Source organism: Marinomonas ostreistagni (genome assembly GCF_016461785.1).
In the GTDB taxonomy this organism is placed as follows: domain Bacteria; phylum Pseudomonadota; class Gammaproteobacteria; order Pseudomonadales; family Marinomonadaceae; genus Marinomonas; species Marinomonas ostreistagni_A.
On the sequence record NZ_JAEMUH010000002.1, the window covers coordinates 57879 to 83954 of the forward strand.

Consider the following 26076-nt stretch of genomic DNA (forward strand, 5'->3'; position numbering starts at 1 on the left):
GAGGCGTTTTAAATGGCTATAACGTATTACTTAATGTACTTTACTATTACACATCAAATCTGTCAGCATTCATGACTTTGACCCAAGCGCTTACAAAGTCATTGACAAATTTTTCATTATTATCATCCTGCGCATAAACCTCAGCGTATGCACGAAGAATCGAGTTGGAACCAAATACTAAATCTACGCGAGTCGCAGTGTATTTGTTTTCCCCTGAGACGCGATCAACAATATTGTAATGAGACTTACTAGCAGGCTCCCATTTGTATGACATGTCTGTTAGCACGTCAAAAAAGTCAGTAGAAAGCACACCTACTTTATCGGTAAATACACCGTGCTTGCTGCCACCATAATTCGCACCAATAACACGTAAGCCACCGACTAATACCGTCATTTCTGGGGCTGTCAGTCCCATTAATTGCGCTCTATCTAAAAGCATTTCTTCTGGCGCAGGAATATAATCTTTCTTGATAAAGTTCCTGAAGCCATCAGCAAGTGGCTCAAGTACTTCAAACGATTCGGCATCGGTCATCTCATCAGTCGCATCACCACGACCAGGCTCAAACGGTACAGAAACATTTACTCCAGCAGCTTTAGCTGCCATTTCAACACCTACGTTACCAGCCAAGACAATAGTATCAGCTACTGAAGCACCAACTTGTTCTGCCAAAGGCTCAAGGATGGCTAAAACTCGTTGCAACCTTTCCGGCTCGTTTCCTAGCCAATCTTTTTGTGGTGCCAAACGAATACGTGCACCATTTGCACCACCTCGGTTATCTGAACCTCGGAATGTACGAGCACTGTCCCATGCAGTATTAATCATATCTTGAATACTCAAGCCACTGTTAGCTATGAGCGATTTCAAGTGACCAATGTCGTAATGAGTAGCGCCCTTTGGGATTGGATCTTGCCAAATCAAGTCTTCTTCCGGTGCATCTGGACCAACATATCGAGATTTTGGTCCTAAGTCTCGGTGAGTAAGCTTGAACCAAGCCTTAGCAAACGTTTGCGAAAAGTACTCTGGATCAGCCATGAACTTCTGACAAATTTCGTTATAAATAGGGTCTACTTTCATTGCCATATCTGCGTCAGTCATCAGAGGCATAACTCGAATGCTTGAATCTTCTGCATCAGTAGGCATATCTTCTTCTTTGATGTTTACAGGCTTCCATTGCTTGGCACCGGCAGGAGATTTAGTTAGTTCCCACTCATGCCCAAATAGCATATCGAAGAAGCCCATATCCCATTTAGTAGGATCCGTTGTCCACGCTCCTTCTGGCCCACCAGCAACAACATTGCGACCAATTCCACGCTTACCTTTAGGCATCCAGCCTAATCCTTGATCTGCAATATCGGCATCTTCAGGCGCTGGCCCAACGTTATCCGCTGATTCACCACCATGACTCTTACCAATGGTGTGGCCACCAGCTGTTAATGCAACGGTCTCTTCATCATTCATTGCCATTCGAGCAAATGTTTCACGAATCTGATGAGCGGTTGCCTGTGGATCGGGGTTGCCATTAACGCCTTCTGGGTTTACATAAATAAGGCCCATTTGAACAGCTGACAATGGGTTTTCCATAGTGTCAGGCTTTTCAACTGCTTCATAACGAGTATCTGAAGGCGCTAACCACTCACGTTCTGCACCCCAGTAAATATCTTTTTCAGGATGCCAAATATCTTCACGACCAAAGGCAAAACCGTAAGTTTTTAGCCCCGCCATTTCGTATGCAACCGTACCAGCAAATATCATGAGATCTGCCCATGAGATTTTATTACCGTATTTCTTTTTTATCGGCCAAAGAATACGACGACCTTTATCTGTATTAGCGTTATCAGGCCAGCTATTTAAAGGAGCAAAACGTTGATTACCAGTACTTGCGCCACCACGACCGTCTTGCAAGCGGTACGAGCCTGCAGCATGCCAAGCAACGCGGGCCATCATACCACCGTAGAAGCCGTGATCAGCAGGCCACCAATCTTGGCTTGTACTTAACAATTCACGAAGATCGCTCTTTAGCGCTTCAACATCTAGTTTCTTTAATTCTTCGCGATAATTAAAGTCGCCACCTAAAGGATTAGTTTTTGTATCATGCTGATGAAGAATGTCCAAGTTAAGAGCATTTGGCCACCAATCTGTGTTAGACGAACCAGATAATGTATGACTACCATGCATTACTGGACATTTACCTGCTGAAGTATTGTTACTTTGGCTCACATCAAACTCCTTATAATTTATTTTCTTAGGCGCAACGACAAGCATAGAACATTATTTGTTACGTAATAACTTAAGCTTAAAGATCATGCTTATTAGAAGCGTTGCTTAAGATAAAGACTATAACAGCGCGAAAAATTAATAAAATATTGTTTTGAAATCAATCTAATAGCTTTTGACAATTACAAAATAGCTTTAACACATACTTATAATCAACCAAACAGCACAAACCATCAGATTTGCATCTCATTATCTATTAATGAGAAGAAGGAAGTACCAGTCAAAAATTGCAGACGACGGCTTTAAAATCGATTCAACTAGATAAAATGAATGGAAGAGTTAAGAGAGTCGAAGAATTATTCGAAGAGAAGACACTGTAGCCATTTGCAATCAGAGGAGCGTAACTAAATATCAAGATAGCTTAGCTTTACCAAAGTTAAGCTTGTGGACCAGAACTTAAGACAGCTTTGAAAACCTTCTCTACCATTGGTGAACAAACTGACTGGCCCTTGGCCTTTTATTGTTACGCTCTCTAATGAGCCTGGCTTTAGACAACTCAAAACCCTACGAACTTGCGCCGTCACACCCTGACTGGGTTCAACTATCTGGACGCCAGGCAGTACATCAGAGAACATTTCCTTAATAAGTGGGTAATGCGTGCACGCCAGCACCAGGGCATCCGACTTATGCACTTTAATTAACCGAGATAGCCTATCTAACTCCTGCAAGATCTGCTCGTGTGATTCTGGCATTTCATCAATAAGTGACGCCAAGGAGGGACTTGAAATTACTTGGACAGATGTATCAAAACGCCAATTTTCAATCAGTTCATTTAAGCGCTGACTTTTGCTAGTAGCTAATGTTGCTAACACCGAAATATGCTTTCGGTGACTGTTAAGACATGCGGGCTTTACCGCAGGCTCCACACCAATAATAGGCAAAATTAACTCTGCCCTTAAAGCGCTAATTCCTGCTACCGTAGCGGTATTACACGCAACAACCATCACATCACATTGCTGCTCTCTAAAATATTTTGCAATAGAAATTAGACGATTTGTAATAAAGTGATCACTTTTACTGCCATATGGTGCATTTGCCTGATCTGCAAAATAAAGGAGCTCAGCATGAGGTATGGCATGATGTATTGATCTAAGAATTGTTAAACCACCAGCTCCCGAGTCCATCACTCCAATTTTTATGCTCATTCATTAGTACCAAGCAGAATAGGCTCACGCTCAAGCTGCACATCAAACAGCCCATTGATAGAAGATTTTATGTCTCTTTCTAATTGCAACAGCGCATCCGCCTTGTCACAGTTAAAGTTCACCAGCACTAAAGCTTGCTTGTCATAAACACCAACGCCATCCCTACGAACCCCTTTCCACCCAGCCTTGTCATTCATCCAACCTGCTGCAAGTTTCCATGAATCGCCATAAGGAAAAGCCACAATATCAGGGTACTTCATTTTCAATTGCGCATAATGTTCATTTGTAACTATGGGGTTTTTAAAAAAACTGCCTGAATTAGATAATTTCTCAGGGTTTGGAAGCTTTTCAGATCGGATTTTGCATACACAATCATAAACCTCTCTGACTGTTGAATCCGCTCCAAGCAGTTTATTCAGGCCACCATAAGAAAGGTTTAACTTAGGTGTTTTTTCGAGCCTGAGCTCTATGGCCAAAATAATGTACAGCTCTTTCCACTCATGTTTAAAAAGAGAATCACGATAGCCAAAATCACAATCGTGAGCATCGAAGTATTTGATTTCCAAACTTCTCCGATCAAGAACTTTTACAGTCTGTAAAATATCTTTTATTTCAACACCATAAGCACCTATATTCTGAACCGGCGCAGCACCAGCAGAGCCAGGAATTAGGGCTAAGTTTTCTATTCCACCAAGGCCTTGATCAACAGCCCAAGTAACACAGTCATGCCACACCTCTCCTGCTGCGAATTGCACGGTAACAGTGTCTGCTAAGTCATGCAGTATTTCACGGCCAATAATTTTATTAACAATGACCAAGCCATCAATATCTCCCTGAATTAAGAGATTACTGCCTCCGCCTAAAATTGTTACCGAAAGGTCATTGCTATTGGCCCAACAGATTACCTCGAACAACTCTATTTCAGAGTGTACGATGGCAAAATATTGTGCAGCATAATCAAAAGAAAAAGTGTTAAACGGTTTAAGAGAGGCACCTGTTTTAACAATGGAAGGAATCGACAACTCGGTCTCGAGCTTATTCATAATGCTTACCGAAAAAGTCTTCAGCAATTTGAACTAAATGCTCTCTCATAAGAGTAAAACCCGCTTCTCGCCCATAGTATGGATCAGATACCTCGCCATACTGAGCTGTCCCATCAAATTCACCAAACATTACTACTCTCGCGCTGGCATCAGTTGGCATAATCTCCATCAAGTTCGATAGATTCTGTCTATCCATTACAAGAATCCAATCAAAATCGTAAAAATCCTGCGTACACACTTTTCTAGCACGTTGCGTACTAATATCGATACCAATTTCCTTTAATGCCTTAATAGACCTTTGATCAGGCTGATTTCCTATGTGATAAGCAGCAGTACCGGCTGAGTCTATCGTTACAGGGATAGAGCGAACTTCAGCAATATACTCCAAAATACCCTGAGCTGCAGGAGAACGGCAAATGTTACCAAGACAGACTGTAAGAATTTTCATCGGTTTACTTATCGTCTAAACGCTCTTCTGCTTTAAGAGTTCGCGCTTCAGTTTCAAGCAAAACCGGAATACCATCACGCACTGGATAAGCCATTCCTCCCACTTTACTGATTAGCTCTGAACCATCTTCACTTAGCGTCAATGGAGCTTTTGTAACCGGACAAACTAAAATTTCTAATAGTGCTTTATTCATAAGTTAAAATCTTCTACTTGGATAATTGAGACAATCGTCTCGTAATAAACTGCTTAAAATTCTCAGGAAGTAACAATTCAGCCGAGGCATACCACCACTCATCAGAGCTCTTAGCAAATGCCTCTACTTTTACTGCATCCTTTTCAGTCATGATAACGCGCTCTGAATCTGGCAAGTCTTCTCTTTTAAACTGATGGTGATCAGAAAAGTAAGTAAACTTAGACGCTTTAGATAAGCCAAATTCGAGTAAGGCATCCCAAAAGCGACTAGGATTTCCAATTCCTGCAACAACATGCCAAGCCCCTGAGTGAAGCGAAGTAAGAGGGCTGAATTTCTGGTGTTCCTTTATGTGCCTTATCTGAGTGAGTTTTATAGGTCCTGAAAACACAGGAGCACTGCAATTGACTAACGGCAACTGATTGATTGAAAACACACAATCTACCTCTGACAGACGATGTGCAGGCTCACGAAGTGGACCTACTGGCAAAAGTTGCTTATTACCTAGCCCCCTCTGAGAATCAACCATCACAATCTCAATATCTCGATCTATGGCGTAATGCTGTAACCCATCATCACTTATTATAATATCGACGTTATCTAATTCCTCAAGCATCTTAATAGCAAGTGCTCTATTACTTGATACTGAAATTGGGCAACCTGTACGACGCGCTAGCATAAGAGGCTCATCCCCTACTTCAAGCGCACTGGAAGCCTCTGAAACCAACACAGCAGCGTTGGTTTCGCGCTTGTGACCTCTTGTTATTACTCCAGGATTCCACCCCTTTGACTTAAGGAAGGAGCATAAAGCAATCACCATAGGGGATTTACCTGTCCCGCCTACCGTAATGTTGCCCACTACAATAACGGGATATCTAGAACGATAAGCTTGGGTATTACGATGCTTTAAGAAAGTGCGTCGTTTTGAAAAGACGATAGGTGCAGTAATAAACAATAGAGGACACAACACCCAAGTCCAACCAAGCCTTCTATACCAAGACTTGGTCAAAGCATTCTCCAAGCTCACTGAACATCCTCACGTTGAGCGGTATGAGCTAACTTGGTGACGCCTAGCTGCGATGCGGCATCATACACCTTCATCACCATTTCATAAGAAGCATTAGCATCAGCCGTGATAATCAGTGGACGATCAAAGTTGTCTGAAAACGTTTCTTTAAGACCCTGAACAAGAGTAGCCACTCTTTCATTAATTAACGTTTGCCCATTGATCACAAATCGACCATCTTTAGTAATGGTAACCTCGACAGGATCAAGAGTCGTCACAGATGGTGCGCCATTTGCTGCTGTTGGCAAATCAATGGTTAAGTCCGTGGTTTGTTTGAACGTGGTACTGACCATGAAAAAAATCAATAGTAAAAATACCACATCAATCAAGGGCGTTAGATTGATGTGGACATCTTCAATCTTCTGTCTACGAAACTTCAATCTATCCCCCTGTTATTCTTTGCCATCCGCATTCAAAACGTCGATTAACTTGGTTGACTGTTGTTCCATATTGACAACCAACTCATCAATTCGTCTGGCGAAATAACGATGGAAAGCCAAGGCAGGAATTGCAACTAGTAGCCCCGCAGCAGTGGTTAATAAAGCCTCAGAAATACCGCCTGCCAGCAATTGAGTATTGCCTGCACCCTGCTCCATTAGAACATTAAACACTTTAATCATACCGACAACCGTGCCAAGTAGACCAACTAGAGGAGCAATCGCAGCAATCGTTCCTAACGTACTCATAAAACGCTCTAACTCATGAATTACATGGTTCGCAGCCTCTTGAATACTTTCCTTCATTGCTCTTCTTCCGTGCTTGGAGCTTAATAACCCAGCTGCAAGAATCGAGCTTAGCCCAGATTGAGCCTGCATAGATCTTATGTACTCTAATGTCATACGATCTTCACGTAAACGAGCCATCACATCGGCCAATAAGGCCCTCGGTGCAACACGATTACCACGCAATGTCCAAAACCGCTCAAGAATGATCGCAAGCGTAAGAATCGAACACAACAATAATGGCCACATGAACGGACCACCTGATTTAAAAAGCTCTAACACCGAGACCTCCTGTTTCCAATGCAGAGTAATTTAACACACTCTCTAGTAATTCTGCATTCTCGCAAGCAACTGTTTTCCAAACATTTAATAAATGATAACAATCTGATGAGTGCACCTTCCATAGACCATTAGAGAACCGGAAGTACACTCGTTCCCCTTCCCGAATTGTTAAAACTTTAACTCCCATTGAGCGAAGCAATTCTTGTTCATCTATACGAGAGTTAAGTAGCACCACATATTGCCAATTCTCTCTTATCGCAGCTTGAGCTAAATGCGTGTCTGATGGGTTAAGAACAAATACCATTTGATCAATTCTACTTACCCTAGACGAATGAAAGTAGTAACTGCGGCCATCTTCCACCCACTCGTTAAAAGTAAGGTTTGCATCAATGTTCCAGACACGCTTGAACTGACTTTCTTGTGTAAATACTAATGGCACAAAAAAAACGACTAACAGACCTACCCACCCTCTTTTAGATGGCAGCCATAAAACAAAATAGTAAGCCAGCACCAACAATAACAACTTCAACCAGGTGGAAGGGTTTTGCTGCAGCAAAAGCGATGGACCTCTAAAAATGAAAGGCTCAAGCCATGAGTAGCTAAGAACCATTAGCCAGTCAAACACCTCATAAAGCTTAGTACTTTGAAAAAACGAATATTCCAGTAAGGCCAGCCAAGTAATTGGAAACCATACAAATGCGACAAATGGCACCATTACTAAATTGATGAGGATAGTCAAAACACTTAATTCATCTTGCCAACCGAACAATAGCAACATTGCAAATGCCGACAATAGAAACTGCATCTTCAAAAATTTTAATTTAAATTGATTCTCTGCGATTCGGTTTACAAGCAAGCAAATCAACGCCACAAATGAAAACGACAACCAAAAAGATGGATCAAGAATTTTCCCAGGCCAATACAGCAGCATCCCCCAACCGCAACATTGCAAAACCTTAAAAACACTAGTCTGAAGACCACACCCCCTGACACTTAAAACAACTAGCACCATAAATGCTGCCCGTATCACGGGCTCCCCTGCACCACTCCAAATGGCATAGCCAAAAACCATAGGGGACGCTATTAAGATATCTAGATGAGCACGCCTAAAGCTTAAAAGGAGACTATAGTTCGTTAATACCTTCCAAATACACTGACTTAAAGAAAGGGCTAAGATGCACACAAATCCTATATGCAAGCCCGACACAACAAACAGATGCGTTATACCAAAATAATTAATCAACCACCGGTCTCGTTGACTCCATGTTGAACGATCTCCCTTTACAATCGAGTAAGCAAAACGCCAACTTGGAAGCTTTGTTAACGCTTCCATGTCAGCTTTTTTCTCAAAAGAATTTCCATACAGAATAACCAGCGCATCGACATGCTTCGCGAAAGCAAGACGCTGCCGATAGTCTCCAAAGGGATCTGCGAAGTTTGGTTTTACTTTGATGCTAGATTCACGCTCACCTCCTTCCTGGCACAAAGCGTACTTATGGCTGGCATAAGCAGTTTTAACCAATATATTGAGCGACTCAGTCACCGTTGGTGAAAACCAGCATTGCTCTGAAACAGAAATATAAAATAGGTTTGTCGTTGTTAATTTCTCTTGCCAAATATTGTTGATTATCAGAGAAACTAAGGAAATTGAAATCAAGATTAGTCCACGCCAATCTTTACGAAAGATTTGATAGAGACATAACAAGATCAAATGCGTAGAATACAGCCACCGTAGAGAGGGTGGTGTTAAAACAGCTGCCACAAGCAAGCAAATATTCAAAAGCAACATTGGACCTCCCTGTCCATTTGTAGCCTTAAGTAGTTATTATGCCAAAGCGTTATCTGAAGAAGTTTGTTCCACATCCAGAGAAACTAAAACAGAGCAAAGCTCTTAAGTTACTCGGTTCACAAATATACGAAGCTGATCTTTGGCACTTGTCAAGACGCTCTGTTGCCAAAGCGTTTTGGAATGGTTTGTTTTGGGCTGCAATTCCAATGCCATTCCAAATGGTTGTGTCTGCACTGTTTGCCATTCCACTGCGCGCTAACATCCCACTATCAATCGCACTGGTTTGGATCACCAACCCGCTTACAATGCCTGTCGTATTTTATGTCAACTACTTGATAGGCACTTGGATAGTAGGCAAAGGAATTGACTCAGAGTTCCATATGTCTGTTGAGTGGATTTGGAAGCAAATTGAGCATATATGGTTACCACTTTACGTTGGCTCTGCCGTGGCAGGGTTTGTTGTAGGGGGCATTGGTTATGCATCGATTCTATTACTATGGCGATTACACGTCATCAAGCGCTGGAAAAACCGCAAAAAAAGAAACCACTCAACTCTTTAGAAAGCTAAGCTGCATGACCAATATGCGGCCTAGCTCTCATTAAAAATCACTCGATCTTTTCAAGTGTTCTATTGCTTAATCGATAAGCACGATCCATCCAACTTAACATTTTCTCATCATGGGTAACGACTAAGAAAGCCATATTTTTTTCGCGCTTCAAGCGTAAAATTAAATCCTGTATCTCTAGAGAAGTTGTTTCATCTAGATTGCCTGTGGGTTCATCCATTAACACGCATGCTGGATTTTGCGCTAGCGCTCTTGCAATGGCAACACGTTGACGCTCTCCCCCAGACAACTGGGATGGTCTGTGTGTTAAACGTGAAGATAATCCCACTTCAGTTAACAGTTGCGTTGCTATACCTTTCGCTTTAGCCGTGTTATCACCTGCAATTAGCAGGGGCATCATGACATTTTCTAAAGCACTAAACTCAGGCAAAAGGTGATGAAATTGATACACAAAGCCAAGCTTTTCATTTCTCAGTTTCGAGCGTTTAGAGTCACTTAAAGAATGCCAAGCAATCCCATCTATTTCAACACTACCTTGAGATGCTTTATCCAATCCAGCTAATAAGTTGAGCAAAGTTGTTTTCCCCGACCCAGAGCTACCAACAATAGCAACAGCCTCTCCTTGACGTAGTTCAAAATCGATTTTCTCAAACACTTGAACGTCACGCTTACCATCGCGATACTGCTTACTTAGGTCGTGACTTGATAAAACTATACTATTCATAACGTAACGCCTCAGCTGGATCAACTTTGGAGGCACGCCAAGCAGGGTATAACGTTGCCAACACTGTCATAAAAAACGCAGCGGTAACAATAACCCTTACATCTTGCCACTCGAGTTGAGACGGTAAATAGTTAATGAAATACACATCTCCACTTAAAAACTGTATACCCAGAACACCCTCAAGCCACGCAATAGCATCGCTTACATTAAGTGCCGCTGTTACTCCTAATGCCAGCCCAATCAGAGTACCTAGCAACCCAATAAAAATACCCTGCACCACAAACACCCACATTACTTGAGCTGAGGTTAGCCCCATCGTTCTTAGTATGGCAATGTCTGTTCTTTTATCGGTAACAACCATCACCAAAGTAGAGACTATATTAAAAGCAGCCACCGCAACGATTAACAAAAGAAGCAAACCTATCATGGTTTTTTCCATTTTAATCGCCTGAAATAAATTGCCGTGGGTTCGAGTCCAATCGCTCACTTTATTTTGGCCTGGAATAGCACGCGCAATGTCCCAGATTAATGTTGGCGCATCAAATAAGTTATCAAATGCTATACGTAAAGCCTCAACATCATCCGCCTCATATCGCTTCAATCTAGCGGCATCTTTTATATTGATATAAGCCAAACTTGAGTCTAATTCGGCCCCCACTTTGAAAGTACCAACAAGAGTGAATCGCTTAAGTGTGGGCGTAATGCCAGCAATAGAAACATTAGCTTTTGGCATTAGAGCCGTGACTTTATCACCTATACGAACACCAAGAATACGTGCCAGCTGTTCGCCTAAGACAATACCAAAGTCACCCGCCTTTAGATCTTCTAAATTTCCTGAGGACATATGTTCAGGCAAAATAGACACCTTCGCCTCCAATTGCGGATTAATTCCATTTAGAAGTGCCCCATGAACACCACGGGCAGATTGAAACATAACTTGTGCTTGAATATGAGGTGCGACGGCTTTTACACCAGGCATTTTAGCCACTTGCTCTGCGGTCTCATGCCAAGATACTAATGTTGGTGCCCCCCACACTGTTGCGTGAGGCACCATTCCGAGAATTCGTTGACGCAGCTCTCGATCGAAACCATTCATCACAGATAACACTGTAATCAGAACAGCCACGCCTAATGCAATACCCGCAATAGATGAGAAACTTATAAAAGAAATAAAGTGATTGGCACGTTTAGCACGTGCATAACGCAAACCAATTTTGACAGGCAATAAATTCATACAACATGCGTCCATAACAAAGAAGGGGCATAAAGCCCCTTCTTGTGATCAGCGTATATTAAGCATCAAAATCGATGCCAATACGACGACCTACATCTTCATAGGCTTCAATCACACCACCAAGGCCTTGGCGGAAGCGATCTTTGTCTAGTTTTTCTTTGGTCTTCGCATCCCACAAACGGCAACCGTCTGGAGAAAACTCATCACCTAGCACCACTTCACCTTTGAATAGACCAAACTCAAGTTTGTAATCCACTAGGATCATACCACCTTCAGCAAACAATGCTTTCAGTACATCGTTTACTTTGTAGGTTAGCTCTTTTGCTTTCGCTAAATGCTCCGCTTTCGCCCAACCAAATGACTCAACGTGTGATTCATTGATCATTGGGTCGCCTAGTGCATCATTCTTAAGGAACAATTCAAAAGTAGGAGGAGTAAGCTCTTGGCCCTCTTCAACACCTAAGCGACGACATAAACTACCAGCCGCTACGTTACGAACCACACACTCTACTGGCATCATATCCAAGCATTTAACCAAAGACTCAGTATCGCTCAGCAGCGCTTCAAAGTGAGTAGGAATGCCAGCCTCTTCTAGTTTACTCATAATAAAGGCATTAAATTTATTATTTACCATGCCTTTACGATCTAGCTGTTCAACTTTTTTACCGTCGAAAGCAGAAGTGTCGTTACGGAATACCAGAACCATTTTATCAGGATCATCGGTACGAAATACCGATTTTGCCTTGCCTGCATATAGCTCTTGTCGTTTTTCCATGTGGAGAATCTCCAATTAATACTGTGAGGGGATAGTTATTTCGCTAACAGCGAAAGGATTCGGTATGAAGTCAATGCAGGGTTATCTGTCACGGACGTATCAACCGTTAAAAAGTAGCCTTCCTTTTGGCGTATCAACTGATAAGGATAGCTACGCTCAGTCCATGGCACATCATCTAAATTACGTCGACGCACCTTAAATAAAACGGTTTCTTTATTCTCACCAAGAGCACCAAGCGGCACTTTAAAATCAATGATGTCACCAACTTTAGCCAATTGATCCTGTGGCACTAATGCAAGCTCTTTTGGAGAGTCAGTTGTAATATGAATACCTGAGGTAGAGCGAATAAATCGCTCAACTGATTGTTCATCAGCTTCTTTACCCAAATACAATGCTAGCTTGTCATCCCGGTTTGTCCAGATTCTAGACTTTAAAACAGGCTCTCTGCCTTGATTCGATAGCAATACTGTATCAACACTTAATTCGCGGGACATATGAGACCAAGCGTTCACCATTTGCGAAGCGATCGTTTCGTTCACAGTTAAATCTACTTTCTCTTGATGACCTTCATTATCACTTACCAAAACAGTAATAACAGCGCTTGTTGTAGTTCGATCAGGCACAAACTCTATACTAAGCTGATATTGACTAGGTTTAAGACGAGTAATGCTACTCCACAACTTAGCCAAGCTTCCTTGTTCATCCAACTGAATGGGGGCACTAATCAAATTGGTATCATTAATAGATTCAAATACCACTGACTCCCCACTTAACGTTGAAAAATAGTCGGTGACTATTTTCTTGGATGGATTTAGCGAAAGCGGCAACTGGTAAGTCACATCATATTGACCAATCACCATAGGGATATAAGTCATCGACAAAAATGGTTTAGGCGCACGCGGCGTTTCAAACTCATTTGATGGCTCTAAGGATGCAACGCGGTCTTCATTAGGGATAATCATTTTGTCCGAAATATCATAACGACCTTCAGGCAATTCTAGATTGACTTCACTACTCTTCGCTGTTTGATAATCTAATCCATGGTCAGTAACCACTGTTGAACAACCCGTAAGCAACGCAGCAGACAAAATGCTACTGGTTAACACCCATGACTTTTTATTCATCATAGTCATTCACCTTTTACTCCAGCCACTTCCAGTGCTGCAAGCACTTCAGCATGAAATTGCTCTGACAATTCAGTTAACGGGAGTCGAATTGAAGCCCCACTCAATCCAAGTTGAGCAGCAGCCCACTTAACCGGAATAGGGTTAGGTTCCACAAACAGTGATTTGTGTAAACCTTTAATGCCAGCATCCACTTCATGAGCAGCCTCAGCATTACCTGCAATTGCATGCTCAGCGGCTTTCGCCACTTGCGAAGGCGCGATGTTTGCTGTCACCGAAATATTCCCTTTACCACCTAGTAACATTAAACCGACAGCCGTCGCGTCATCTCCTGAGTACACTGCAAAATCAGCTGGTACTGAATTTATCAATTCCTTTCCACGCTCTAAATCACCCGTGGCATCTTTGATACCAATGATGTTCTTGATGCCAGACAATCGTAAAACAGTTTCATTACTCATGTCACAAGCTGTACGCCCAGGTACATTGTATAAAATTTGCGGGATATCAACGGCTTCTGCAATGGCTTTAAAATGTAAATATAAACCCTCCTGTGTAGGACGGTTATAATAAGGAACAACAAGTAAACAAGCATCGGCACCTGCTTCTTTGGCTCGCTTTGTAAGATCAATTGCTTCGTGGGTTGAATTTGCACCTGTACCAGCAATAACAGGAATTCGACCGTTTACCTTTGCAACAACTTGGCGAATAACATTGGCATGCTCATCGTATGTCAATGTGGCAGACTCACCTGTCGTACCCACAGCAACAATACCGTGCGTACCTTGGGCGATATGGTACTCTACTAGCTCATCTAGCTTTTGCTTATCGATACTACCATCAGACATCATTGGTGTGATAAGCGCCACTAAGCTTCCAGTAATCATTCTTACATCTCCACATTGAATTAAGCGTGCATAGTCTACCGCTCACGTATCCCCTATACAACAGAACATCAAGGCAATATTTAGTCCAAAAACGATATCAAGTACACTTGGCATCCAATTTGGCATCTCCTTACGTAATTGGTGCCGACATTAATTAAAAAATGGAGCAAATGATGAGCTTAGCAATTGGACAACCTGCACCAGATTTCACATCAAAAGACCAAGATGGCAATCCAATCACTTTGAGTGAGTTTCGTGGCAAAAAAGTAGTGCTCTATTTTTATCCAAAAGATTCGACACCTGGATGTACCGCACAGGCCTGCAATCTACGCGACAACTATAAAGAACTTACAGAGTCAGGATATATCGTTTTAGGCATCAGCCCTGACAGCGAAAAGCGTCACCAAAATTTCATTAGTAAAAATGAACTACCTTTTACTCTGATATCAGATGAAGACAAGTCTGTTCACGAACTATATGGCACATGGCAACTCAAAAAGTTCATGGGACGAGAGTACATGGGGACTGTTCGAACAACTTTTATTATTGACGAAGAAGGCAAGATTTCAGACATCATTGAAAAAGTTAAAACTAAAGATCACACCGCTCAGATCTTATAGTCTTTAATATTAAAACGCCCAACAAGTGCTGGGCGTTTTTTGCTATTTGTGTTGTGAACGACTAGATAAAAGTTGGTGGTCATGCACTCTTGGCCAAGCATTAATGATTGCCTTAACGAGTGTCGCTAATGGTATGGCAAAAAACACTCCCCAAAATCCCCATATACCGCCAAAGAAGAGTACAGCGATAATGATCGCTAGTGGATGCAAATTAACCGCTTCAGAAAAAAGCAGAGGAACTAGAACGTTACCATCAAGAGCCTGAACGACTATGTAAGCAATGAAGACATACCAAAACTCATTACTTGCACCGAACTGATAGAAAGCAACCAACACAACCGGAACAGTGACGGCCGCAGCGCCAATATAGGGTATCAAAACGGATAGACCTACCAATAATGCAAGCAACGCCGAATAACGTAAATCAAAAAACCAAAACACTGCGAAAGTCACCACTCCCACAACAATCATCTCGATCACTTTGCCACGAATGTAGTTAGCAATTTGATCATTCATTTCATGGGAAATATCTTTAATCATCTGCCTTTCCTTAGGCAACCAAGACGTCAAGTAAGACATAATTTGAGTCTGGTCTTTTAAGAGAAAAAACATCACCAAAGGAACCAACACCAAGTACAACAACAATGAAAACAGTGAAGGTATACTTGTTAGAGAGTAAGATAACAGCCACTGTCCAAGGCTTGCCGCCTCTGCCGCCAGCACGTTTACGACTTCATCAACCGCTGCTTGGCTAACATATGCGGAATGCTCTAGCGCCATTGCCTGAATGAAATCTTGTAAATCCGAAAACATGCGAGGGAGGTCATTCACAAAACGCACTGCCTGACGCCAAATAATAGGCACCATAACACCAATAAACGTACCACACACAGTAACAAAAGAGAGGAAAACCACACTGACAGAAAAGTTATGACTTAAACCGAGTTTCTTACAACGAGCGATAACCCCCTGTAAAAGAAAGGCAAAAACGACCGCGATGAATACAGGCGCAAGAACCCCACCCCAAAACGCCACCACTAAAAGTGTAGAAATAAGCAGCAATATAAAAATAACGACCTCTTCGTTATTTAAATATCGAGTCATTAAGTTATCAAGTATCCGAATCATATTTTCGACTCTCGCTTAGACGTAACAAAATAGAAACAGCCATCGATATCGCCCTGCTCTAGCATCGGCAGACCTACCAGATCTAAGAAGTGAGGAATATCACGTAATGAGCCAGAATCCGTAGCAAGAATACAGACTGTTTCATTAATAGCCATATTAGCCAACGCCATCTTCAACTTAAGTAAAGGCATTGGACAACGATCTTCTTTTGCATCTAGGATTACGTCATACTGCTTTTCTTCTAGCATTTTTGAACCTGCTCTCTAAATCTAGGCCACTATGAGACATTTTTTTTTACAAATCAGCAAGCTACTTCTGGCACTTTGCCTTATTAGCACCTCACTTTTTACCCATGCAAACTCTAAAGCATTGCCTGATTTGACAAGCAATGAGAATGAAAGAAGCTCATCCAACCCAAGCTACATATTAGGGCAATATTGGTTTAGAAAGCTGAATGGGAGTGCTGGATTAATGGAATTCCCCCCAGCATACAACTATCTCAGAGAGGCCATTTCTGAGCTTGTGCCCTTTACCGGCCTGAACAATAAAACCATTGAAATAGCCATTCTAAATAGCTCGCAAACTAATGCATTTGTCATTCCAGGCAATCATCTGTTTATTTATTCAGACATTCTTAAGTTGATAAATACCGAGACTGCTTTTCTAGGTCTTCTTTCACATGAGATTTCACATTTGGAGCTACACCACTACCAAAGAACTCTCGACAATCAAAAAAATGAACAAGCAAAAGCATTTCTCTTAATGCTGGCAGGTGTTGCTGCAGCAACAGCTGGAGATGGAGAAGCTACTTCTGCGCTATGGCTAGGCGGCATGGCTAACCAAGCTGAAAACATGCTTAGATACTCTCGTGAACATGAACAAGAAGCAGATAGACGTGGGCGGGAGTTGCTTGAACAAAGCGGACATACAACGACAGGGATGAATGAGCTGCTTGCAGGACTCCAAAAACAAGCAATGGGTAGCCAGCGTATCGAGTTTCTATCTACCCATCCTCTGCCACAAAACCGCCTAAGTGATAGTCTTACTGCAAAACAGCAAAGCTCTGTCCTGTATCAACCATCATCCGAAGAGTTTCAATACTTCAGAGCAACAGTATTGGCTTACAGGGCCACTCTTGAAGGCAGTCAATATCAATCTTTTATCGAACAAAATTTACGCTCACCAAATCAGCAATACTACGCCTTAGCTCTTGCTGAATTGCTACTGCACTACAACACTAAGTCTGCTCAAAGTCTCAGCAAGTTAACCACATCAAATGAATTTATCGATTATCTAAAAGCACTAGTTGCTTTAACAAACAACCAAATTGAACAAGCCGAAAATATCATTGACTCACGCTTAAATATCGCACCTGACAATTTGACATTCCTATACTTAAAAGGCCAAATGCACCACTCAAGTCATTATTTAAAGATTCAAAATAATGACTTGAGCTACGAAAAAAGAATGAAACTTCGACACAACATTGCCATAGCCAAAAAAGAACACAATAAACCCTATGCACTGTATCAGCACGCCCTTCTTCAGTTTGAACTTGGGCAAGACAAGCCTGCGCTTCACCTGCTAAACCGAGTGCTTAAGCAAGCAACTGATTCCGACAAAGATGAAGTCAGCGCTAGTATTGAGCAACTAGAAAGGCTGCAAGAGGCACAGAAATCAGAGCGACTTGAATAAAAAAAGCAGCCCGAGGCTGCTTTTTAAAATTAATCGAGAAAAGTTTTTTTAAGAAGATTTCTTGAAATCAAGCATTCTCTGTAAGGGAATTAGCCCCTTTAACCGGACATCCTCATCAACGAAGACTTCTCCTGTGCCATCTCTAAGCGCATTTCGTAAAAGCTCTAAAGAGTTTAATGCCATCCAAGGACAATGAGCACAACTGCGGCATGTTGCGCCTGAACCAGCTGTAGGGGCTTCTACAAAGCGCTTGCTCGGAGAAGCCTGTTTCATCTTATAAAAAATGCCTCGATCTGTCGCAACAATAAATGTTTGATTAGGAAGATCTTGACTGGCCTTAAGTAGCTGGGAAGTAGACCCCACAACATCCGCGATCTCAACAACAGATTCAGGGGATTCAGGGTGCACCAATACTGCAGCATCTGGGTAGATTGCTTTAAGGTCATGAATCCCTTTAGCTTTGAATTCTTCGTGAACAATACAAGCTCCGTCCCAAAGCAAAACATCAGCACCTGTTTGAGCCTGCACATAGCGACCTAAATGCTGATCAGGGGCCCAGATTATTTTTTCGCCCTTATCGCTCAAGTGCTGAACAACATCCAATGCTATGGCAGAGGTAACTACCCAGTCTGCTCGAGCCTTCACAGCAGCCGAAGTATTTGCATAAACTACTACTGTGCGATCTGGGTGCTCATCACAAAACCTAGAGAACTCTTCTTCAGGACAGCCGATATCTAATGAGCAAGTTGCTTCGAGCGTAGGCATCAAAACCGTCTTCTCTGGACTGAGAATTTTTGACGTTTCACCCATAAACTTAACTCCAGCGACTACTAGAGTTTTGGCTGGATGATCCGCGCCGAAACGAGCCATTTCTAATGAGTCAGCGATCACGCCACCCGTCTCTTCCGCCAATTCTTGTATTGCATCTTCCGTATAGTAATGCGCAACGAGAACAGCATCTTTCTCTTTCAGAAGAGCTTTAATTTCATCTCGTAAAGCTTGATTATCAACGACAGGTTTTTTTAGAGATTCTTCTGCTTCAGACAAATATTTTTGAACCGTATCGCGTAATGCTGCTTTATCAAGTAATTCAGACATTCGATAACCCCTTAGAAGTGGGCAAGGTTGGAGTGATGGTGGGTCGTACTGGATTCGAACCAGTGACCAATTGATTAAAAGTCAACTGCTCTACCAACTGAGCTAACGACCCATTATCACTAAATAAGAAGAGTTGGTGGGTCGTACTGGATTCGAACCAGTGACCAATTGATTAAAAGTCAACTGCTCTACCAACTGAGCTAACGACCCAACGGGCGCGTATACTACAGAGGTCACTGGATATTGCAAGCAATTATTTCATATTATTCAAATAATTACTCGCCAACGTAGCCGAGTTTGAATCTGGGTATTGCTTAATGACTTTTTGAAAAAACTCTTTAGCGACAGATTGATTACCAAGTTGGTCATTAACAATGCCGAGCTTATAGACAGCATCTGGCACTTTTGAATGACCAGCAAAAGAATCTTGCACCGTTTTGAATTGCACCAAAGCCTCGCCTTGATTGCCCAATACAATCGCTAACTCACCCAGCCAATAATGAGCATTCCCAGTCAAACTATTGTTAGGAAAGCGTTGCACGAACGCTCGAAATGCAGTTTGAGCATCTTCGAACTTTTTATTTCGAATCAGTTCGTAAGCTGAATTGTAGGCTGCTTTTGCTTGAGCGCTTGGCTCTTCAAGCTTAACCGGTCTAACAGGGGCTGACTCAAGAGACGTTGAATTAGTCTCGAGAGACTCTCGAGCAGAAGTGACGCCCTCATTTTGAGAACTGATGACATTTGGACTATTGCTAACAGCTGGACTTGCTTGAGATGCAACATTCGAAATACGCTTATCCAAATCAATATAACGATCCTTGGATAGAGCTTTAAGTTTATCAAGCTGATATTGCTGTTGCTCAACCTGTCCTCGTAACTGCGACACTTCTTGCTGAAGCGTTTCTAGTTGATACAAAAGATCAGCAGCAACATTAGGAGAGATACCATTCAGCGTGTTCGCCGTTGCGATTGGCGCTGACAAAGTCAGCACCAATGCAAGGGAGCTTATCTTAAGACGAGTGCTCATTACTCGTAGCGCACCTCTACACGACGGTTAAGTTGCCAAGAAGAACTATCGTGACCAAATGCCACAGGCACTTCTTCACCAAAACTTACTGTTTCGATCTGAGCAGCCGGCACACCTTGGATAGTTAGATAACGCATAATAGCTTTCGCACGACGCTCACCTAGAGCCATATTGTATTCACGCGTACCACGCTCGTCTGCATGACCTTCCAAAACGATACGTGCGCTTGGGTTTTCCATTAAGAACTGAGCATGCTTAGCTAGGGCTTCACGAGCCTCTGGACGAACAACAGATTTATCAAAGTCAAAGTAGAAAACGGTCGCAACGCCAGCAAGCAAATCTGCACTTGTTTGAGCGGCAGCCTGATCATCAACGATCACACTGTTTAAAGAACCATCTTCGCCTGCAGCATAGGTAGAATCCGTAGAACTTGCTTCTGAACCCTCTGATGTCATTGAAGACGTATCAGAGTCAGATGCCGTTGTACTACAGCCTGCCAACCAAGCTGCAGATAAACCAATTACTGCAAACTTACCTAGTTTTGTTACACTCATTATTAGCTCCTTAAAGTGCTTTTTTAATTAAAATAGGGAGACCAAGCAGGTTCACGCACATCCCCATCAGCTGATGGTAGCCTATATTTAACAAGACCATCAACTGAAACTACTGAAAGGATACCCTTTCCGCGATCAGATGTAGCGTACATCACCATACTACCGTTTGGTGCAATGCTTGGCGATTCATCCAAGTAGGTTTCTGTTAGCACTTGCACACGACCTGTATTCATGTCTTGCAAAGCCACATGGTAGTTCCCATCATTTTTCTGGACAGTAACTAAGTAACGACCGTCCGGAGTTAAACGCGCGCGAGTGTTAAGCTCGCCCTCAAAAGTAATACGCTCAACGTTTTTAGTTCTAACATCTACACGATAGATCTGAGGGTTACCACCTCGATCAGACGTAAAGATAATGCCATTACCATCTGGCTCCCAGCTTGGCTCAGTATCGATTGAGTAGTGATTTGTCATACGCTCAAGCTGACGAGTAGCAATATCTAATGTATATACTTCAGGGTTATTATCTTTAGATAACACTAGCGCAAGTTTCTTACCATCAGGCGACCATGCTGGCGCACCATTCAAGCCTCTAAATTGAGTTAATTGCTGCTGTTTACCTGTTGCCAGCTCTTGAATAAAGATACTAGGTCGACGATTTCGGAACATAACATATGCTATCTTGCGACCGTCGCGACTCCAAGAAGGCGATAATATTGGTTCTTTTGAACTTACGATAACTTGAGGTCTATAACCATCTGCATCAGCCACCTGCAGTTTGTATGTTGGAGCAGCCTTGTTACCTTCCGCCGTCACATACAAAATTCGAGTACTAAATGCGCCACGGATACCTGTTAACTGTTCATACACTTTATCACTGATAAAATGGGCGGCATCTCGAAAATTGCTAGGCTTTACATCTAAAGCTTCACGTTTTCCTACACGTGCCTGAGTTAACACATTCAGCAACTCATAGCTTATACGATACGTACCATTACCATTATTCGAGACACTTCCCACCAAAACATAATCGGCTTTAAGAAGACGCCAATCTCGGTAGAAAACATTTTCCGAAGTACTTGGTAAGCTCAGCATGTTTGCTCGAGGTATGGTTTCAAAAACACCGCTTCTCTGAAGATCAGCATCTACAATACCCGCAACATCCTCAGGCAACGGAGAAGCCCCTGAATAACCAAATGGAACAACCGCAATAGGGAGCAATTGATCTGAACCACTGGTAATTTCAATCACTAGCTGAGCCCTTGCAGGTAAAGCAAAAGCCAAACATGCAACCATAAGGGCAAACAAAATGTTTCTTTTCATTAGTTTCTCAAATCTTGTGGGTTAAATAATAAATCAACTTGTCTAAAGTTACGCTCAAAAATATAAGACTCTAAATCCGCTAATTCCTCAATTTGACCAACTTTATAGACAGCATCCACTGCATATTTATCGAAAGTAGTATTTCCACTCCCCTTTAAAACTTGAACATCGGCCACTTCGCCATTTGGCAAAAAGTTAATGCGAAGAAGTGTTTTCATGCCATTTCTAGCACTTGGGGGGCGTATCCAAGCGTTGGTAATTCTTTGGTTAATCAGACCGCTAATCGATTGAACCATCTGACCAGCTTCAACCTCTCGACGGCGAGCCTCCTCTTCAGCAACAGCTTGCTGCACAGCTTCCTCTGCACGCCTTCTTCTTTCTGCCTCTTGCTTGGCCTGTTCTTCTGCACGACGCTTTCTTTCAAGCTCTGCCTGCTTCTGACGCTCTAACTCCTGCTGCCTTTTTTGCTCCGCCTCACGCCTAGCTTTTTCTTCAGCCGCTTTACGCTCTTTTTCAAGCTGAGCCTGCTTCGCTTTTTCTGCTGCTGCTTTCTTTTCTTTGGCTATTTTTTCTTGACGCGCTTTCTCAGCAGCGGCTTTTTGCTTCTCAATGGCAGCGTTTCTTTCCGCTTCTGCTTTCTGTTGCGCTTGTTGCTGCTTCTGACGAGCTGTCTCCGCTTCACGCTTTTGCTTCTCTAAAGCAGCTTTTTCTGCTTTGCGCTTGGCCTCTGCTTCAATTTTTCTTTTTGCATCCTCTTGTGCTTTTTTCGCCGCGGCCGCAGCTTTTTGCTGTTCTGCCTCTCGCTTACCAATAACAGTATCCGAAACATCAATGATGGTTGCATTAACAATTGGAGGCCTTTTAGGCGGCTCCGGTGCCGACTCAGTTAAGCCTGCCAACACCGCACCACCAATAAAAACTGCTAAATGCAACCCAATGGCAAATATAACAGGAAGCGAGTAACTCTCTTTATCAGTCAGCTTCATGAGTTACTCAGGCTCCGTCACCAAACCAACGTTTGGAGCCCCTGCACCCTGCAACGCCACCATTAAACCAACAACTTCTCCATACGGAACATTTCTATCTCCCCGAACTAATATCGGTAAACTAGGATTCTGGGAGAGCACCTTTTGCACACGAGTTTTCAAATCATTCAAAGAGATTGCGCTTTGCTCACCACCAATATCAATGTAATAGTTTCCATCACGATCCACCGATGCAATCAGGACATCGGATTCATCGTTTTGGATAGGAGCAGCATTAGCATTCGGCAACTCAACATCAACACCTTGAGTCAACATCGGAGCGGTAATCATAAAAATCACTAGCAACACGAGCATAACGTCGATGTATGGTACAACGTTAATCTCTGCAACAGGTTTGCGACGTTTAATACGACGTTTTGAAGGCATTATTAATTCCCTTCGCGCACATGCACTTTACGATACAGAACGCTGCTAAATTCATTTGCAAAATTTTCATAGCTTGATGCCAATGAGTCCGCAGTCGTTGAAAAACGGTTATAAGCCACTACCGCTGGAATTGCGGCAGCCAAACCAATAGCCGTAGCAATCAGGGCTTCTGCAATACCCGGGGCTACGGTTGCAAGCGTCGCTTGCTGCACTTCTGATAAACCGATAAAAGCGTGCATAATCCCCCACACTGTACCAAAAAGGCCAATATATGGGCTTATAGAACCAACTGTTGCCAAAAATGGTAAATGCTGGTCTAACCGCTCCTCTTCACGATACAAAGCAACACGCATTGCTCGATCAACGCCCTCAATGATGGCATCTGCTTCTACCGCACCACTCTGACGCAAACGTGTAAACTCCTTGATGCCAGCTGCAAAGATATTTTCCATACCTTCGACCTTCCTTCCATCAACCGTTAATTGACGATAAAGATTGCTAAGATCAATCCCAGACCAAAATTGATCTTCAAAATTTCTCCTTACCTTCTTAGCACGACCAAGTACGCGTTTACGTTGAAATATAACAATCCAAGAAAAAACCGATGCCAACAACAGAGTCAACATAACCAACTGCACAACAAAGCTGGCATTTAAAATTAAGCCCCAAATGGACATGTGTTTAGATTCCTTTATTCAAAATCTTTTGGTAACTGATAATCAAAGTGCTCGTAAGCACGTTTAGTAACTTGTCTTCCACGTGGCGTTCGAATCACAAATCCTTGCTGAATCAAAAATGGCTCAATGACATCCTCAATAGTATCTTTGTCTTCACCGACAGCAGCGGCAATGCTATCTAGCCCCACCGGACGACCATCAAACTTTTCTATCATAGTCAACAACATACGTCGATCTAGGTGATCAAACCCTTGACTGTCTACACTTAACATATCCAAGGCACGTTGAGCAACCTTTTGTCCCACTATGGGATCTCCACTTACTTGAGCAACATCTCGGACACGACGCAATAACCGGTTTGCTATACGCGGCGTCCCTCGAGAACGCCTCGCTACTTCAAAACAGCCACTGTCATCTAAGTTCACACCCAGCTTTGAAGCCGATCGCTTTACGATTGTAGTCAGTGATTGGACATCATAAAACTCTAAACGTTGCACGATTCCGAAACGATCGCGTAAAGGTGATGTAAGCAACCCTGCTCGTGTCGTTGCACCCACTAAAGTAAACGGCGGTATATCAATTTTTATAGACCTAGCAGCCGGCCCTTCTCCGATCATAATGTCGATTTGATAGTCTTCCATTGCAGGATATAACACCTCTTCAATAGCGGGACTTAATCGATGAATTTCATCAATAAAAAGCACATCCCCTTCTTCAAGGTTAGTTAATAACGCCGCCAAATCTCCCGCACGCTCTAACACTGGGCCCGATGTTGTCTTAATTTCAGCACCCATCTCATTAGCTATAATATTCGCTAATGTTGTTTTACCAAGCCCTGGAGGACCAAATATTAATGAATGATCAAGTGGCTCTCCACGTTGACGCGCCGCCTGAATAAAAATATCCATTTGCTCTTTTACAACAGGCTGACCTATATACTCTGTCAGTGTTTGCGGACGTATAGCTCGGTCTATTTGACCTTCTGTCCCTCTAATTTGAGGCGAAATTATTCGATCATGCTCAATCATAAATTACTTCAACATACTCTTAAGAGCCGCTTTAATTAATGTCTCACTATCAGAACTGTCTTTAGGCAACTTCGCAATAACACGCGCCGCCTCTTGCGGCTTGTAACCTAGCGCCACTAATGCTGCTTCAGCTTCCTGACGCGGATCTGTTTGAACCTGAGCCACTACTGAGCGCTCAGTAAAGAGATCTTGCTTGGCCGCCGAGCCAAGCTTATCGCGCAACTCAACCACTAACCGCTCAGCCGTTCGCTTACCAACCCCCGGTATTTTCACCAAGGAATCCACTTGCGACTCTTGAACCGCCAAAATCAGCTCTGAAGTTGACATGCTAGACAACACAGAAAGCGCCATTTTCGGACCAATTCCATTCACCCTAATAAGAATCTTAAACAAGGCTCGCTCATCTTTTGTCGCAAACCCATATAAAGACTGAGAATCTTCTTTGACCTGAAAATGCGTATGCAGCATTACATTTTGACCAACTGGCGGCAACTCATAGATTGTGCTCATGGAGGCCATAATCTCATAGCCCACCCCATTCACATCAACCAACAATTCCGGCGGTGATTTCTCTATCAAAGTCCCAACAATTCGCCCAATCATTATTTAACCCTTAAATCTGATAACTGCCAACGTTTTGAAGCACGCCCTGCTCGCTTACCAACACCATACTCCAAACCATCTGAAGTGCGAGTATTCACATGACATAACGCGATAGCCAAGGCATCCGCCGCATCCGCTTGTGGCGTTGACTCAAGTTTTAATAGCAACTGAACCATCGCCTGCACCTGCTCTTTATCCGCGTTACCATTACCAACTACAGACTGCTTTACTCTTCGAGCGGCATACTCATAAACCGGCAAATCAGCCATCGCTGCTGCAACAATTGCAGCACCACGAGCCTGCCCCAATTTTAAGGCTGAGTTAGCATTTTTCGCCAAGAAAACTTCCTCAATGGCAAACTCGTTTGGCCGAAACTCATCAATTACATCGCTAACACACTCATAAATTCGCTTTAAACGAATCGCCAGGTTTTCATCAGGCAAGCGGATGCACCCACTAGTCACGTAATGAGTCTTCCCATTAATAAAATCCAACACACCAAATCCCGTTAAACGAGAACCCGGGTCAATTGCTAAAATTCGAGCCAAAACACGTCCTAACAACAAGCCTACAAAACACTGTATATTCCAACAGGCTACGCGGCACTTTGCAATCCAAAGCAATAAAAAAGGGCCAACGAAG

Annotated in this window: 29 protein-coding genes and 2 tRNA genes; 3 read left to right on the forward strand and 28 right to left on the reverse strand. The window is 42.8% G+C overall.

Annotated elements, in window-relative coordinates; translation table 11 throughout:
* Positions 1-46 precede the first annotated feature (46 nt).
* The 9 genes from katG to JHD44_RS02020 all read right to left on the reverse strand — a co-directional run bounded on the left by katG (position 47) and on the right by JHD44_RS02020 (position 8828).
* The gene (gene katG / locus JHD44_RS01980) at positions 47-2176 is read right to left on the reverse strand and encodes a catalase/peroxidase HPI (protein WP_233401670.1); all 2130 of its coding nucleotides are present in this window, start codon (positions 2174-2176) and stop codon (positions 47-49) included.
* 443 nt (positions 2177-2619) lie between these two features.
* Positions 2620-3420: a glutamate racemase gene (gene murI, locus JHD44_RS01985; RefSeq protein ID WP_199460575.1), complete on the reverse strand. Its 801-nt coding sequence runs from the start codon at positions 3418-3420 to the stop codon at positions 2620-2622.
* Positions 3417-4463, reverse strand: coding sequence for a UDP-N-acetylmuramate dehydrogenase (gene murB, locus JHD44_RS01990; RefSeq protein ID WP_199460577.1), 1047 nt, complete (start codon positions 4461-4463; stop codon positions 3417-3419). Before murB ends, murI begins: the two co-directional genes overlap by 4 nt.
* On the reverse strand, positions 4456-4911 hold the full coding sequence (locus JHD44_RS01995) for a low molecular weight protein-tyrosine-phosphatase (RefSeq protein WP_199460579.1): 456 nt from the start codon (positions 4909-4911) through the stop codon (positions 4456-4458). Before JHD44_RS01995 ends, murB begins: the two co-directional genes overlap by 8 nt.
* A gap of 4 nt (positions 4912-4915) precedes the next feature.
* Positions 4916-5104 (reverse strand): Trm112 family protein, encoded by a 189-nt coding sequence (locus JHD44_RS02000; protein WP_199460581.1) that lies wholly within the window; start codon positions 5102-5104, stop codon positions 4916-4918.
* 13 nt (positions 5105-5117) lie between these two features.
* Entirely contained in the window at positions 5118-6128 is a 1011-nt protein-coding gene (gene lpxK / locus JHD44_RS02005; RefSeq protein WP_199460583.1) for a tetraacyldisaccharide 4'-kinase, read from the reverse strand.
* Entirely contained in the window at positions 6125-6547 is a 423-nt protein-coding gene (locus tag JHD44_RS02010) for an ExbD/TolR family protein (RefSeq protein WP_199460585.1), read from the reverse strand. Before JHD44_RS02010 ends, lpxK begins: the two co-directional genes overlap by 4 nt.
* A 12-nt stretch (positions 6548-6559) precedes the next feature.
* Positions 6560-7171 (reverse strand): MotA/TolQ/ExbB proton channel family protein, encoded by a 612-nt coding sequence (locus JHD44_RS02015; protein WP_199460587.1) that lies wholly within the window; start codon positions 7169-7171, stop codon positions 6560-6562.
* Positions 7155-8828 (reverse strand): ComEC/Rec2 family competence protein, encoded by a 1674-nt coding sequence (locus JHD44_RS02020; RefSeq protein WP_199460589.1) that lies wholly within the window; start codon positions 8826-8828, stop codon positions 7155-7157. Before JHD44_RS02020 ends, JHD44_RS02015 begins: the two co-directional genes overlap by 17 nt.
* A gap of 170 nt (positions 8829-8998) precedes the next feature.
* On the opposite strand from JHD44_RS02020, the gene JHD44_RS02025 reads away from it, so the two are divergent.
* Positions 8999-9520 (forward strand): DUF2062 domain-containing protein, encoded by a 522-nt coding sequence (locus tag JHD44_RS02025; protein ID WP_199460591.1) that lies wholly within the window; start codon positions 8999-9001, stop codon positions 9518-9520.
* 46 nt (positions 9521-9566) lie between these two features.
* Here the strand turns inward: JHD44_RS02025 and JHD44_RS02030 are convergent, their stop codons facing one another.
* Genes JHD44_RS02030 through dapA form a run of 5 tightly spaced genes read right to left on the reverse strand, consistent with a single transcriptional unit; the run spans position 9567 to position 14270 of the window.
* Entirely contained in the window at positions 9567-10250 is a 684-nt protein-coding gene (locus JHD44_RS02030; RefSeq protein ID WP_199460593.1) for an ABC transporter ATP-binding protein, read from the reverse strand.
* The gene (locus JHD44_RS02035) at positions 10243-11484 is read right to left on the reverse strand and encodes a lipoprotein-releasing ABC transporter permease subunit (RefSeq protein WP_199460595.1); all 1242 of its coding nucleotides are present in this window, start codon (positions 11482-11484) and stop codon (positions 10243-10245) included. Before JHD44_RS02035 ends, JHD44_RS02030 begins: the two co-directional genes overlap by 8 nt.
* Before the next feature lie 58 nt (positions 11485-11542).
* Entirely contained in the window at positions 11543-12259 is a 717-nt protein-coding gene (purC, locus tag JHD44_RS02040; RefSeq protein ID WP_133559914.1) for a phosphoribosylaminoimidazolesuccinocarboxamide synthase, read from the reverse strand.
* Positions 12260-12294: 35 nt separating this feature from the next.
* Positions 12295-13386 carry a hypothetical protein gene (locus tag JHD44_RS02045; protein ID WP_199460597.1) on the reverse strand — a complete coding sequence of 364 codons (1092 nt, stop codon included), beginning with the start codon at positions 13384-13386 and terminating at the stop codon, positions 12295-12297.
* A gap of 2 nt (positions 13387-13388) precedes the next feature.
* Positions 13389-14270 (reverse strand): 4-hydroxy-tetrahydrodipicolinate synthase, encoded by an 882-nt coding sequence (dapA, locus tag JHD44_RS02050; protein WP_199460599.1) that lies wholly within the window; start codon positions 14268-14270, stop codon positions 13389-13391.
* Positions 14271-14443: 173 nt separating this feature from the next.
* Between dapA and bcp the strand changes: the two genes are divergently transcribed.
* A complete protein-coding gene (bcp, locus tag JHD44_RS02055; RefSeq protein ID WP_199460601.1) occupies positions 14444-14890 on the forward strand; it encodes a thioredoxin-dependent thiol peroxidase in 447 nt (148 codons plus the stop codon).
* A gap of 42 nt (positions 14891-14932) precedes the next feature.
* On the opposite strand, the gene JHD44_RS02060 is transcribed toward bcp, so the two are convergent.
* Entirely contained in the window at positions 14933-16018 is a 1086-nt protein-coding gene (locus JHD44_RS02060) for an AI-2E family transporter (protein ID WP_199460603.1), read from the reverse strand.
* On the reverse strand, positions 16015-16266 hold the full coding sequence (locus JHD44_RS02065; protein WP_199460605.1) for a sulfurtransferase TusA family protein: 252 nt from the start codon (positions 16264-16266) through the stop codon (positions 16015-16017). Before JHD44_RS02065 ends, JHD44_RS02060 begins: the two co-directional genes overlap by 4 nt.
* Before the next feature lie 223 nt (positions 16267-16489).
* Here JHD44_RS02065 and JHD44_RS02070 point away from each other — a divergent pair, with 223 nt between their 5' ends.
* Positions 16490-17713 (forward strand): M48 family metallopeptidase, encoded by a 1224-nt coding sequence (locus JHD44_RS02070; protein WP_199460607.1) that lies wholly within the window; start codon positions 16490-16492, stop codon positions 17711-17713.
* Between the two features lie 48 nt (positions 17714-17761).
* On the opposite strand, the gene nadA is transcribed toward JHD44_RS02070, so the two are convergent.
* From nadA to ruvC, 12 genes are all read right to left on the reverse strand, one after another.
* A complete protein-coding gene (gene nadA, locus JHD44_RS02075) occupies positions 17762-18811 on the reverse strand; it encodes a quinolinate synthase NadA (RefSeq protein WP_199460609.1) in 1050 nt (349 codons plus the stop codon).
* Between the two features lie 36 nt (positions 18812-18847).
* Positions 18848-18923, reverse strand: a tRNA-Lys gene (locus JHD44_RS02080).
* A gap of 22 nt (positions 18924-18945) precedes the next feature.
* Positions 18946-19021 (reverse strand) — tRNA-Lys (locus JHD44_RS02085).
* Between the two features lie 43 nt (positions 19022-19064).
* A complete protein-coding gene (gene ybgF, locus JHD44_RS02090; RefSeq protein ID WP_199460611.1) occupies positions 19065-19838 on the reverse strand; it encodes a tol-pal system protein YbgF in 774 nt (257 codons plus the stop codon).
* Positions 19838-20392, reverse strand: coding sequence for a peptidoglycan-associated lipoprotein Pal (gene pal, locus JHD44_RS02095; RefSeq protein ID WP_199460613.1), 555 nt, complete (start codon positions 20390-20392; stop codon positions 19838-19840). Before pal ends, ybgF begins: the two co-directional genes overlap by 1 nt.
* A gap of 23 nt (positions 20393-20415) precedes the next feature.
* Entirely contained in the window at positions 20416-21714 is a 1299-nt protein-coding gene (tolB, locus tag JHD44_RS02100; RefSeq protein WP_199460615.1) for a Tol-Pal system beta propeller repeat protein TolB, read from the reverse strand.
* Positions 21714-22700, reverse strand: a complete 987-nt coding sequence (locus tag JHD44_RS02105) for a cell envelope integrity protein TolA (RefSeq protein WP_199460617.1) — start codon at positions 22698-22700, stop codon at positions 21714-21716. Before JHD44_RS02105 ends, tolB begins: the two co-directional genes overlap by 1 nt.
* A gap of 3 nt (positions 22701-22703) precedes the next feature.
* Positions 22704-23126 (reverse strand): protein TolR, encoded by a 423-nt coding sequence (tolR, locus tag JHD44_RS02110; RefSeq protein ID WP_199460619.1) that lies wholly within the window; start codon positions 23124-23126, stop codon positions 22704-22706.
* A gap of 2 nt (positions 23127-23128) precedes the next feature.
* Complete coding sequence (gene tolQ, locus JHD44_RS02115; protein ID WP_199460621.1) at positions 23129-23803, reverse strand: protein TolQ; 675 nt, start codon at positions 23801-23803, stop codon at positions 23129-23131.
* Between the two features lie 14 nt (positions 23804-23817).
* Positions 23818-24831, reverse strand: coding sequence for a Holliday junction branch migration DNA helicase RuvB (ruvB, locus tag JHD44_RS02120; RefSeq protein ID WP_199460623.1), 1014 nt, complete (start codon positions 24829-24831; stop codon positions 23818-23820).
* A 3-nt stretch (positions 24832-24834) separates the two neighbouring features.
* Positions 24835-25434, reverse strand: a complete 600-nt coding sequence (ruvA, locus tag JHD44_RS02125; protein ID WP_199460625.1) for a Holliday junction branch migration protein RuvA — start codon at positions 25432-25434, stop codon at positions 24835-24837.
* A complete protein-coding gene (ruvC, locus tag JHD44_RS02130) occupies positions 25434-25982 on the reverse strand; it encodes a crossover junction endodeoxyribonuclease RuvC (RefSeq protein WP_199460627.1) in 549 nt (182 codons plus the stop codon). The genes ruvA and ruvC overlap by 1 nt, the downstream gene beginning before the upstream one ends.
* Positions 25983-26076: the final 94 nt, after the last annotated feature.

What these genes read in the sequence shown, in the direction of transcription:
- katG (WP_233401670.1), bottom strand. Translation starts at nt 2,176, where the DNA reads ATGCATGGTAGTCATACATTATCTGGTTCGTCTAACACAGATTGGTGG.
- murI (WP_199460575.1), bottom strand. Translation starts at nt 3,420, where the DNA reads ATGAGCATAAAAATTGGAGTGATGGACTCGGGAGCTGGTGGTTTAACA.
- murB (WP_199460577.1), bottom strand. Translation starts at nt 4,463, where the DNA reads ATGAATAAGCTCGAGACCGAGTTGTCGATTCCTTCCATTGTTAAAACA.
- JHD44_RS01995 (WP_199460579.1), bottom strand. Translation starts at nt 4,911, where the DNA reads ATGAAAATTCTTACAGTCTGTCTTGGTAACATTTGCCGTTCTCCTGCA.
- JHD44_RS02000 (WP_199460581.1), bottom strand. Translation starts at nt 5,104, where the DNA reads ATGAATAAAGCACTATTAGAAATTTTAGTTTGTCCGGTTACAAAAGCT.
- JHD44_RS02025 (WP_199460591.1), top strand. Translation starts at nt 8,999, where the DNA reads ATGCCAAAGCGTTATCTGAAGAAGTTTGTTCCACATCCAGAGAAACTA.
- JHD44_RS02030 (WP_199460593.1), bottom strand. Translation starts at nt 10,250, where the DNA reads ATGAATAGTATAGTTTTATCAAGTCACGACCTAAGTAAGCAGTATCGC.
- JHD44_RS02035 (WP_199460595.1), bottom strand. Translation starts at nt 11,484, where the DNA reads ATGAATTTATTGCCTGTCAAAATTGGTTTGCGTTATGCACGTGCTAAA.
- purC (WP_133559914.1), bottom strand. Translation starts at nt 12,259, where the DNA reads ATGGAAAAACGACAAGAGCTATATGCAGGCAAGGCAAAATCGGTATTT.
- JHD44_RS02045 (WP_199460597.1), bottom strand. Translation starts at nt 13,386, where the DNA reads ATGATGAATAAAAAGTCATGGGTGTTAACCAGTAGCATTTTGTCTGCT.
- dapA (WP_199460599.1), bottom strand. Translation starts at nt 14,270, where the DNA reads ATGATTACTGGAAGCTTAGTGGCGCTTATCACACCAATGATGTCTGAT.
- bcp (WP_199460601.1), top strand. Translation starts at nt 14,444, where the DNA reads ATGAGCTTAGCAATTGGACAACCTGCACCAGATTTCACATCAAAAGAC.
- JHD44_RS02060 (WP_199460603.1), bottom strand. Translation starts at nt 16,018, where the DNA reads ATGATTCGGATACTTGATAACTTAATGACTCGATATTTAAATAACGAA.
- JHD44_RS02065 (WP_199460605.1), bottom strand. Translation starts at nt 16,266, where the DNA reads ATGCTAGAAGAAAAGCAGTATGACGTAATCCTAGATGCAAAAGAAGAT.
- JHD44_RS02070 (WP_199460607.1), top strand. Translation starts at nt 16,490, where the DNA reads ATGGAATTCCCCCCAGCATACAACTATCTCAGAGAGGCCATTTCTGAG.
- nadA (WP_199460609.1), bottom strand. Translation starts at nt 18,811, where the DNA reads ATGTCTGAATTACTTGATAAAGCAGCATTACGCGATACGGTTCAAAAA.
- ybgF (WP_199460611.1), bottom strand. Translation starts at nt 19,838, where the DNA reads ATGAGCACTCGTCTTAAGATAAGCTCCCTTGCATTGGTGCTGACTTTG.
- pal (WP_199460613.1), bottom strand. Translation starts at nt 20,392, where the DNA reads ATGAGTGTAACAAAACTAGGTAAGTTTGCAGTAATTGGTTTATCTGCA.
- tolB (WP_199460615.1), bottom strand. Translation starts at nt 21,714, where the DNA reads ATGAAAAGAAACATTTTGTTTGCCCTTATGGTTGCATGTTTGGCTTTT.
- JHD44_RS02105 (WP_199460617.1), bottom strand. Translation starts at nt 22,700, where the DNA reads ATGAAGCTGACTGATAAAGAGAGTTACTCGCTTCCTGTTATATTTGCC.
- tolR (WP_199460619.1), bottom strand. Translation starts at nt 23,126, where the DNA reads ATGCCTTCAAAACGTCGTATTAAACGTCGCAAACCTGTTGCAGAGATT.
- tolQ (WP_199460621.1), bottom strand. Translation starts at nt 23,803, where the DNA reads ATGTCCATTTGGGGCTTAATTTTAAATGCCAGCTTTGTTGTGCAGTTG.
- ruvB (WP_199460623.1), bottom strand. Translation starts at nt 24,831, where the DNA reads ATGATTGAGCATGATCGAATAATTTCGCCTCAAATTAGAGGGACAGAA.
- ruvA (WP_199460625.1), bottom strand. Translation starts at nt 25,434, where the DNA reads ATGATTGGGCGAATTGTTGGGACTTTGATAGAGAAATCACCGCCGGAA.